Raw genomic sequence first — 9,280 nt, 5'->3', positions numbered from 1 at the left:
TTGCTTCGTCGTGCCCCTTCGCAATGACAGACGCTCCGTAACTTTCTTACAATCTATACCTTACAGCCCATAGCTCACCGTGAGGTAGTACAGCCCGCCCAAGCTAGGGCCACCGAGGTAAGTCACGTAGTAGTTATTCAGCACATTGCTAGCCCCCAGCTTGAAACGCACCTGGGCCTCGGGCACGTAGTAGCTCAGCTGCGCATCGAGCGAGCTGAAGGCGGGCACGCTGCCATTGACAAGGAAGGTTTGGGAATAGTAGCTGACTTGGTGGCGGAAATTGAGCCCGAAGCCAAAGTTGCGGTAGGCGTTTTCGTTGGCCAAGCTCAGGTTATAAATCCACTGCGGAGTGTTGAAGCCGTCTTCGAGACCGTCGCCGTTTTCGGTACGGTCGAGGCGGGTGTAGGTAGCATTGGCACCGGCCAGGTAGCCCTTGGCAATGTTGTAGCGCAGGCCGGCCGAGCCGCCGTAGTTGTACACCTGGCTCTGCGAGTTGGTCCAGAGGCGGTAGCGGGCCTGGCCGGTGGTGGTGCCGCCAGTCGGTATTGATGTGGTATTCAGTGCCGTAGCAACGGTATTGAGGTCGGTGCCGGTATTCAGGGCCACGCCGTTGGTGGTCTGCGGCACGTAGGCCTCTACCTGGGCAATAAAGTCGCGGTACGAGTTGTAGTAGAAATCCACATCGACCAGCAGCCGGCCGCTAGGGCCAAAGGCCGCCTTGTAGCCGGCTTCGAGCGAGCGGATGTACTCGGGCTTGATGTAGGTGTAGGGGTTTTTCACCAGCAGGTTTTGGTTGGCCGCAATGGCTTGGGCGCGGGTCTGGGCCGGCGTGCCGTTGATGCCGGCCGTCACGGCCGCGTTGAAGCGGTCGATGCTGCTGCGCAGGTAGCTGTTCTCAAACACGCCGTCGCTCATCACGCGCAGGCCGCCGATACGCTTTACCTGGCCGCTGTTCACATTGGAAAAACCCTCGAACAGGCTCGGGAAGCGGTAGCCGCTCTGGTAGCTGAGGCGGAAATTCTGGCGCTGCGTGGGCGAGAAAACGGCCGTGAAGCGCGGGTTGAATTTCACGTCGAAGTAATCGTTTTTATCCACCCGCAGCGTGGCCGTGAGGCGCAGCTTCTCCCCTAGCAGCCGCCCACCGGCCTGCACGAAGCCGCCGGTTTTGGAGTACGTCAGGTTATCGTTAAGGGGGTCTTTGCCGGGGTTGGGGTTGATGAAGTAGTTGCCATCGGGCACCACGATGTAGGTGCGGTGGTCGGCGCCGGCCAGCAGGTCGAGGCCAGCGGGCAGGCCGGTGCCGCCGCGCCGCAGGGCCTCGGCCAGGTTCACCTGGGCCTCGGCGTGGGCCAGGTTGGCGCGCACGCGCAGGGCCGCGCCCACATCCCAGTTGTTGATGTCCTGGAGCTGGCTCAGGCGCTGGTTGAAGGCATCGGTGCCGGGCTGGAGGCGGCCGGCGTCGGCGGCCAGGCGGGCGGCACGGTGGGCATCGGCCACGCCGGAGCCGCGGCCGGTGGCGGCGTTCCAGGCGGTGGTGTAGTCGCTATACCACTGAGTATCGGGCTTGTAGCTGCGGTCGATGTTCTCGCCCATCGAGCGCAGGTTGTAGCTCTTGCCGGTATTTTCTTCCGTGAAATAGGCCCTGGCCTGCACCACCGGCGAGGTGAATGTGAGCGCATGCTGCTGCAATAAATAGTCTTGCAACCGGAAGCGGTTCGAGCGCTGGTACACGTTGTCGAAGCTGGCCACGCGGTAGGTGTAGGCCAGCTCGGTGCCGGGCCGGAAGCGGTAGTGCAGCGCGCCATCGGCCTTGAGCACCCTCACGTTGTAGTCCACGAGGTCGCGCTCGTCGTAGCCGGTACGGGCCACCTGGTAGCTCTTGCCCCCTAGCGTAATGTTGCGGCGGTCCGACGACTCGTTGCCGTAGCGGCTCACCTGGTCCTGGGCCGGGTTATCAGCCCCGAACAGGCCCGTCGTGGCGTTGCCGGTGGGGTTGATGTCGGTCTGGTCATTGGCAATCCAGTCGTAGGCCCGCAGGTAGCTGACGTTCAGCTTGAAAGCCAGCTTATCGGCCACCAGCACCTTCGCGTAGCGCACGCTGGTTTCCGAATAGCTTTTAATCGGCGAGCCGTCCTCGCCAAACGTCTTCACGTTCGGGTCGTTCACGTGGTTGACGCCCGTTTGCTGGCGCACGCTCAGGCCCTCCGAATTGAACGGATTCTTGGTCTGGAAATTCGCTAGCCCGTTGATAGCGTTCAGGCCGTAGAGCGCGGCGGCCGTGCCGGGCACCAGCTCCACGTTTTGGATATCAAGGTCGCTAGGCCCCAGCACGTTGCCAATGGGCCCGCCGATGTGCGGCGCCTGGTTATCCACGCCATCCACGAGCTGGGCAAAGCGCACGTTGGTGGTGTTGGTGAAGCCGCGCGCGTTAATCACCTTAAAGCCAATGCTAGGCGTAATCACCTGCACGCCCTTCAGGTTGTCGATGGCGTCGAAAAACGTGGGCGCGGGCGAGAGCCGGATGGCGCGGGCGTTGAGCTTTTCTACCGTCACCGGCGATTGCAAGAAGCTTTCCTCGACCCGCGAGGCCGACACCACCACCTCGTTGAGGTCAGTGTGCAGGGTGTCTTGCGGCGTGGGGCGGCGCGGCGGCTTGGTAGTTTGGGCCGCAGCGGCTTGGGCAAGGGCTAGCGCTGAGGCGCACGCCACCGAGCCGCGCAAGATGCGTAGCTTGTTTTTCATCTAAAATCTTTAAAGAGAGACTATTGCTTATTGCACCTTCACCACGCGTAGGGCCGTAACCTGGCGCACCCAGCGGGCGGGCTTTTTCTCCAGGGGCACAATGAGCTGGTAGGGACCGTCGTGGGCGGGCAGGGGCTGGCCGTCGCGCAGGTCGGCGAGCAGGATGGTTTGGGGCGAGAAATCGGCGTCGATTTCGGGCAGCGCAAACACGGCCTGGTAGCCGTCGGCGGCGCTGGCCAGCACGGCCTCGGCCAGCACGGGGCCGTGGATGGCCTTGCCCTCGGGCGCGCCGGCCAGGTGCAGCACATCGCGCAGGGCTACGCCCCGGTACACGTGCTTTTTGCCGTCTTTGTCGGTGGTAGCCTGCTCGCGGTGGGGCAGGGCCGCGATTTCGGCGGCGCTGAGCGTGCGCGGGGTGGCCACCAGGCCTTCGAGGCGCAGGGTAGCAGCAGCTGCCGATGGCGCGTTCTGCGCATAAGCTATTGGCCCATTGAGGCTAGTGCCCGCCAGCACCAGGGCAGCTGCGGCCAGGTGCCGGCAGCCGGCAGAAAGAAGTAGCATGTGTGGAAATAGAAGAATCCGTTATGTTTGGGCGAATATAACGGTGAGCGCAGCCGATTGTTTCCACTTTTTTCTTAAGCTTATTGATACAGTCGAGCTGTCTCGTCGGCCAGGAACTGCGCGAAGCGCGTCTGCATAGCCCGGAACTCGGCCACGGCCTGCGCGCCGGCTTCGGTGAGACTGGCGCCGCCGCCGTGGGCCCCGCCGACATGGGCGCCCACCAGGGGCTGCCGGGCCTGCGCATTCATGGAACTCACTAAATCCCAGGCTTTTTTATAAGACATCCCCATTTCCTTGGCCGCCTTCGAAATGGAGCCGGTAGCCTGAATGCGCTCCAGCAATTCCAGCCGGCCAATGCCGAGAAAGCGGTCGGTGGGCCCTTCTATCCAGAGGCGGCCGCTGACGCGAAAGACCTGGTTTTCGGCAAAAAGCTCGTGCATAACACTCAATAAAAAGGTAGCAATACGCAGCATCCGGGCCGCCCGCTAAAAGTAGGGCCTGCACCGCGCCCAGGCCACTGGCGTAACCTTTCGGCGGCTTTTGGCTTAAAGTAGCTAGAAAAAACAAGCCGATTACCGGCCACCCTATTGCTAGCTATGGATTTTGATGTGTTGATTGTGGGCGCGGGCAGCGCCGGGCTGAGCGCAGCCCTCACGCTAGGCCGCTGCCGCCGCCGCGTGCTGCTGGCCGATGGCGGCGCGCCACGCAATGCGCCTTCACCCGCCGTGCACGGCTTTCTCACGCGCGATGGCGTGCGCCCGGCCAAGCTCCTTGACCTGGGCCGGGCGCAGCTAGCCCCCTACCCCACCGTGGAGGTGCGCGAGCTGAAAATCAACAAGCTGCACAAGCTTGCCCACGGCTTTCGGGCCGAAGGCAGCACCGGCCAGGGCCACGCCTGGGCGGGCACGGCTAGCCGGGTCATTCTGGCTACCGGCGTGCAAGACGTGCTGCCCGCGCTGCCGGGTTTCCGCGAGCTGTGGGGCACGGGCGTGCTGCACTGCCCCTACTGCCACGGCTACGAGGTGCGCGACCAGCCGCTGGCCGTGTATGGTCGCGGCAAGGCGGCCGTGGGGCTAGCGCTGCTGCTCACCAACTGGAGCAATGATATTGTGGTGGTGACCGACGGCCCCGGCCACCTCAGCGACTATGGCCGGCAGCGGTTGCGCCAGCACCACATTGGGGTGCGCCAAGAGCCAGTGAAGGGCCTGGTAGGCGGCCCCGATGGCCTGCTGCGCTGCGTAGAGTTTGAAGATGGCACCTACCTCGAGCGCAAGGCCCTTTTTCTGCACGCGCCGCAGGAGCAGCGCAGCGCCCTGGCCGCCGAAACCGGCGCGCTCATTACCAGCACCGGCGCGGTGTGGGTCGATAAAAACTCACAAACCACCATTCCGGGCCTCTACGCGGCCGGCGACACCACGCCTGGCCAGCAGCAGGCCCTGATAGCCGCCGCCGAAGGCAACAAAGCCGCCATCTGCCTCAACGAAGCGCTGACTAAAGAGCAATGCGCGTAAGCGCATCTGCCCGTCATGCTGAGCTTGTCGAAGCATCTTGCCCGCTTCGTTGAATAACACCTAATGCAACTCTGACAAGATGCTTCGGCAGGCTCAGCATGACGGATGCCCTTACGCGTTCACCGCCGGGCTAGCCAGTCGTGGGCGGCGGCCTCGTCGATAAAGGTAGCGATTTCGCAATCGGTGTCGGCGGCCGATACCACGGCCGTGACAGGCTGCCCGGCGCGCAACGGCGACACCAGGAAGGCTAGCCGCACGGCCTCGGGGTAGCGCCCGCGCAGGGCCGGCGCAAAGGTTTGGCTGAACCACGTATTGACGGTGGGCTCGGTAAGGTCTTCGCGGCGGCGCAGGTCGAGCAGCCAGCGGGCGCAGGCGGCGGCATCGGCGGCGGCGAGCAGGGCTTCGTAATCGGCGCGCAGCTCGGCGGGCGTCACTGCGCGTTGCCAGCGCGCGATAAGCGCCGGCAAATCAGGCCGATGCAGCAGGTCGAGGCTGTGGTTAGGCATACGAAGCGGGCCGCTGGCAACTGCCGGCCTACGTGCAAGGTAAGGCAGTTTCGGGCAGTGCCGGGCATACTTTTGCGTAGCTGGGCAGTTAGTATTTCTTTCGCCCTACTTGTTGCCTATGAGCCCTAGTGCCCCTCCCGCTGCCCCCCACGACCCTTACGCCGCGCTACGCATCCCCGATTTTCGCCGCTACATCACGGCCCGGGCCTTATTTTCGGTAGCCACCCAAATACAAGGCGTGGTGGTGAGCTGGCAGATTTTCAAGCTCACCGGCGACCCCCTGGCTCTGGGCCTCATCGGGCTGGCCGAGGCTATTCCGAGCATCACCGTATCGCTCTACGCCGGCCACGTGGCCGACTCGGTGCGGCGCAAGCGCATAGTGGTGCCGGCCGTGCTGGTGCTGTTTTTGTGCGCCGTTACGCTGTGGTGGCTGGCGCACCCGGTTATGGCAGGCGTGCTGGCGGGCGGGCGCTTGCACCTTAGCGCGCTGAATGCCACAGTAGTGTGGCCGCTGTACCTGGTCATTTTCGTGAGTGGCATTGCGCGGGGCTTCCTGGGGCCAGCGCTGTTTTCGTTTATGCCGCAGCTGCTGCCCGACCGCAGTTTTCTGGCCAATGCCGTAACCTGGAGCTCGACCACTTGGCAGGGCTCGGCGGTGCTGGGGCCGGCCATTGGGGGCCTGCTGCTGCATCTCAGCGTCGAGTTTGCCTACGGCGTTGACATGGTGATGGAAGGGTTGGCGCTGCTGTTTTTCATCAGCATTGCCAGCCGCGAGCTGCCGCCCATCGAGGGCGAAAAGCTAAGCATGGGCGAGAGCATTTTGAGCGGTATCAAGTTCATTTTCAGCAACCAGCTGGTACTGGCGGCGCTCTCGCTCGATATGTTTGCGGTGCTCTTTGGCGGGGCGGTGGCCCTGCTACCCTTCTTTGCCGAAAACATTCTGCACGGCGGCCCCGACGCCTTTGGCTACCTGCGCGCCGCGCCGGCCGTGGGCTCGGTGCTGATGGCCGTGTTCCTCACCTTTTCGCCCCTCAAAAAAGGCGCGGGCCGCAAAATGCTGTGGGCCGTGGCGGGCTTCGGCGCGGCCACCGTAGCCTTCGCGCTTTCCACCAATTTTTACCTGTCGATGTTCCTGCTTTTCCTAACGGGGGTATTTGATTCCGTGTCAGTTATCGTGCGTCAAACCCTGGTGCACACCTACACGCCCGAGTACATGAAGGGTCGCGTGTCGGCCGTAAACAGCATTTTTATCGGCTCCAGCAACGAAATCGGGGCCTTCGAGAGCGGCGCGGCGGCCAAGCTCATCGGTACCGTGCCGAGCGTCGTCTTCGGCGGCCTCATGACCATACTTGTGGTGGCCATCACGAGCTGGAAAGCCGACCAGCTACGCAGGCTCGAAATGGGCGCCGGCAAGCAGTAAGGCGCCGTTGCTTAAAAAAAGGCCCGTCACTAATACATCAGTGGCGGGCCTTTTTGTGGCTTCTCTGTTTTTACAACCTTAGCCAGCTATCGGCTGCGCCACCGGGCGGCGGCTAGCCCGGCCCGACTTTTTGCGGGTGCGGTTCAGCCACATCAGCACGCCCGTAACGGGGAAGGTGAGGCTGCACAGTGTAACGACCAAGGCCAGCATCTTGGTCCACACGCCCCCGATTTCGCCGGTGTGCAACGGCTTAGCGAGGCGGCGCAGCTGCGCCCCGGCCGACTGCCGGGCGTACAGATGCTGGCCCAGCGCCGCGCCCGTGCTGCGGTCGACAAACAAGGTATCGAGGCCCAATGAGCGCAGCGGCAACTGGCTAGGGGCGCTCACGGTAATGGCGGCCGCCGAGTCTTTAGGCGCGCCCACCCGCCAGTATTCGGCGGTGCGATAAGTGACCTGTCCCGTGCGCAGGGCCGCATCGTAGGCCACCTGGCGCGGGCTGCCGGGCTGCGCCGAAACCGGGGCCAGCAGGCCCACCGTGGGCCGCGAGTTGGTGAGCGTAAACAGGCCTTCGGTGGCCCAGCGATACGACATGATAACGCCCGTGAGGGCCAGCCCAACCAAAAACAACGAGCAATAAAAGCCCAGCACCACATGCAAGTCGTGGGTCAGGCGCTTGCCGCTGGCCCCCCACTTAATGCGCAGCCGGCCGCGCAGCATGTCGCGCGTTTTGGGCCACCACAGCACCAGGCCCGTAGCCGTGATAACCAGGATAAACAGCGCCGACAGCCCGGTCAGGGCCTTGCCTACCTCGCCGGCCAGCAGGCGCCGGTGCAGGTCTTCAGCAAACTTGAAAACGGGCAGCTGCTTTTCGGTTTGCAACCCTAGCAACTGGCCGGTGTAGGGGTTGAGGTAGGCTGTGCTACCGCGCTCGGGCCGGCCTTTTTCGCCACCGCGGCCCCGGCCGCCCGGGCTACCCTCGCCCCGGCCTTCGCGGCCAGCGGGGCCTTGCGGCTCCTGGCCACGGCCCTCACCCCTGGCGCCGCCTTCGCCCCGGGGGCCAACGGGCCGGGCCTTGCCATCGCGATAAGTAAGCTCCACGGTGCGCGCCGGGTCGGCGTACACTTTGAAGCCCAGCACTTTGTATTTGGGGTTGGCCTGCTGAAACTGGCGGGCCAGCTGCGCCAGCGCCAGCCGGGGCTGGCGCAGCTGGCCCGTCGGCACGGCCACCACGTAGCGCTCGGCGTGCAGGGCGTGGGTTATTTCTTCCTCAAAAATCAGCACCGTACCGCTGAGGCACTGCACGAAAAAGACCAGGCCAGCCGCTAGGGCGAGATAAAGGTGGATACGGCGAAAAAATACTTTCATGAAGCAGCGCTGTTTAATCAGGCCGCAATTTAGAACGATTTTAAATACCGGCCAATTAATTAATCGACGGACGCCTAGTCGCAGCGCACGTAGGGGCGAAGTTTGACGAAGTTCTCTTCCTTCAGCAGCTTGAGCTGGCGCAGGTCGTCGGGCGTGGCAAAGGGGCCGTGCTGCTTGCGGTAGGCCACGAGCAGGCGGGCCAGCGGCTTGCCCACGTAGGGATGCGGCCACAGCTCATCGAAGCTGGCCGAGTTCACGTGCACTGGCCGGGGCGCAAAACCGGGCGCCACAAACGTGTACTTGCGCAGGCTGTCTACAAGGTCGGGCGCATCCTGCAGCACAAATACTTCGGCTAGTTGGTTTTCAGCCAGGTAGCCACCCAGCTCGTCGCGGCGCTTTACTATCCACTTGGCGCGGCCCCGGCCGATGCCCTTTACCTGCATCAGTTGAGTGGTGTCGGCCAGGTTAAGGTCGAAGGGCTGCAAGTGGGCGGGCTTGCGCGCAAAGCGGCCCGGCAGGCTAGCCCCGGCTGCGCCGAAAGCGGGCCGGCTGGCCGCGTAGTCGGGCCGTTCGCGCCCCGGTAGGGCCTCGGGCAACTGCATAAACGGCGCCAGCCGCTGGTACACCGAATCGGGCAGGCCGTAGATGCGCTGCACCTGGCTTTTAGCCCGAAAGCCGCCGGCTTTTTGTCCGTAGTTCACGATGCGGCCAGCCACGAAATGTGGTACGCCGCGCGCTTCCCAGCCCTCGGCCGTGAGGGCGTTGGGGTCGAAAGGGGCTAGCCGCACCTGCGGCACGGCCGGGTAGCGGCTAGCTCCGCCGGCCGGGCGGCGGGCCGGGTAGCGGGCGGCGTAGGCCCGGTCGTGGGCAGCGCGGTTCGAGTCGAGCCGGGCGGCGAGGTCCTGGCCCCAGGCATCGAGCTGGTGCTGGTCGGCGGCGGGCAGGTACTCGGGGTCGGTGGGGCGCAGCAGCAGCGGCGCTACCGCCACAGCCAACGCCATGAGGAGCAGCAGGACAAAACCCCGCGTTTCGGCCCGCGAGAAGCCGAAATAGCGCCGCACCCAGCGCCAGGCGGGCCAGCGGTTACCGGGTGGGCGGGCGGGGGGCGGCGGCGTAACGGGCATAAAAAGGCGGCCAGATTACAACACGTATATCTGGCCGCCCACAAGTATAGG

At 64.2% G+C, this 9,280-nt stretch carries 8 protein-coding genes; 2 read left to right on the top strand and 6 right to left on the bottom strand.

The window, feature by feature from the left end; genetic code table 11:
- Positions 1-60 precede the first annotated feature (60 nt).
- The 3 genes from Q5H89_RS12535 to Q5H89_RS12525 all read right to left on the bottom strand — a co-directional run bounded on the left by Q5H89_RS12535 (position 61) and on the right by Q5H89_RS12525 (position 3,743).
- Positions 61-2,742 carry a TonB-dependent receptor gene (locus Q5H89_RS12535; RefSeq protein ID WP_305019662.1) on the bottom strand — a complete coding sequence of 894 codons (2,682 nt, stop codon included), beginning with the start codon at positions 2,740-2,742 and terminating at the stop codon, positions 61-63.
- A gap of 27 nt (positions 2,743-2,769) precedes the next feature.
- Entirely contained in the window at positions 2,770-3,303 is a 534-nt protein-coding gene (locus tag Q5H89_RS12530; protein ID WP_305019661.1) for a molybdopterin-dependent oxidoreductase, read from the bottom strand.
- Between the two features lie 80 nt (positions 3,304-3,383).
- Positions 3,384-3,743 carry a winged helix-turn-helix domain-containing protein gene (locus tag Q5H89_RS12525; protein WP_305019659.1) on the bottom strand — a complete coding sequence of 120 codons (360 nt, stop codon included), beginning with the start codon at positions 3,741-3,743 and terminating at the stop codon, positions 3,384-3,386.
- 156 nt (positions 3,744-3,899) lie between these two features.
- Here Q5H89_RS12525 and Q5H89_RS12520 point away from each other — a divergent pair, with 156 nt between their 5' ends.
- Positions 3,900-4,814, top strand: a complete 915-nt coding sequence (locus Q5H89_RS12520; RefSeq protein ID WP_305019658.1) for an NAD(P)/FAD-dependent oxidoreductase — start codon at positions 3,900-3,902, stop codon at positions 4,812-4,814.
- A 119-nt stretch (positions 4,815-4,933) separates the two neighbouring features.
- Here the strand turns inward: Q5H89_RS12520 and Q5H89_RS12515 are convergent, their stop codons facing one another.
- Positions 4,934-5,320 carry a hypothetical protein gene (locus Q5H89_RS12515; protein WP_305019657.1) on the bottom strand — a complete coding sequence of 129 codons (387 nt, stop codon included), beginning with the start codon at positions 5,318-5,320 and terminating at the stop codon, positions 4,934-4,936.
- 118 nt (positions 5,321-5,438) lie between these two features.
- On the opposite strand from Q5H89_RS12515, the gene Q5H89_RS12510 reads away from it, so the two are divergent.
- Positions 5,439-6,740, top strand: coding sequence for an MFS transporter (locus tag Q5H89_RS12510; protein ID WP_305019656.1), 1,302 nt, complete (start codon positions 5,439-5,441; stop codon positions 6,738-6,740).
- Positions 6,741-6,818: 78 nt separating this feature from the next.
- Here Q5H89_RS12510 and Q5H89_RS12505 read toward each other — a convergent pair whose 3' ends face one another.
- The gene (locus tag Q5H89_RS12505; RefSeq protein WP_305019655.1) at positions 6,819-8,105 is read right to left on the bottom strand and encodes a PepSY-associated TM helix domain-containing protein; all 1,287 of its coding nucleotides are present in this window, start codon (positions 8,103-8,105) and stop codon (positions 6,819-6,821) included.
- A 74-nt stretch (positions 8,106-8,179) separates the two neighbouring features.
- Positions 8,180-9,229: a ComEA family DNA-binding protein gene (locus Q5H89_RS12500; RefSeq protein ID WP_305019654.1), complete on the bottom strand. Its 1,050-nt coding sequence runs from the start codon at positions 9,227-9,229 to the stop codon at positions 8,180-8,182.
- Between the last annotated feature and the right edge of the window lie 51 nt (positions 9,230-9,280).

It is taken from the genome of Hymenobacter cheonanensis, from assembly GCF_030581075.1.
GTDB lineage: Bacteria > Bacteroidota > Bacteroidia > Cytophagales > Hymenobacteraceae > Hymenobacter.
The sequence above is the reverse complement of the archived record's forward strand: the minus strand, read 5'-3'. Positions and strand labels throughout refer to the sequence as shown.

Excerpts from the sequence above, each read along its gene's own strand:
- Q5H89_RS12500 (WP_305019654.1), bottom strand. The coding sequence starts at position 9,229 with ATGCCCGTTACGCCGCCGCCCCCCGCCCGCCCACCCGGTAACCGCTGG.
- Q5H89_RS12530 (WP_305019661.1), bottom strand. The coding sequence starts at position 3,303 with ATGCTACTTCTTTCTGCCGGCTGCCGGCACCTGGCCGCAGCTGCCCTG.
- Q5H89_RS12505 (WP_305019655.1), bottom strand. The coding sequence starts at position 8,105 with ATGAAAGTATTTTTTCGCCGTATCCACCTTTATCTCGCCCTAGCGGCT.
- Q5H89_RS12510 (WP_305019656.1), top strand. The coding sequence starts at position 5,439 with ATGAGCCCTAGTGCCCCTCCCGCTGCCCCCCACGACCCTTACGCCGCG.
- Q5H89_RS12515 (WP_305019657.1), bottom strand. The coding sequence starts at position 5,320 with ATGCCTAACCACAGCCTCGACCTGCTGCATCGGCCTGATTTGCCGGCG.
- Q5H89_RS12520 (WP_305019658.1), top strand. The coding sequence starts at position 3,900 with ATGGATTTTGATGTGTTGATTGTGGGCGCGGGCAGCGCCGGGCTGAGC.
- Q5H89_RS12535 (WP_305019662.1), bottom strand. The coding sequence starts at position 2,742 with ATGAAAAACAAGCTACGCATCTTGCGCGGCTCGGTGGCGTGCGCCTCA.
- Q5H89_RS12525 (WP_305019659.1), bottom strand. The coding sequence starts at position 3,743 with ATGCACGAGCTTTTTGCCGAAAACCAGGTCTTTCGCGTCAGCGGCCGC.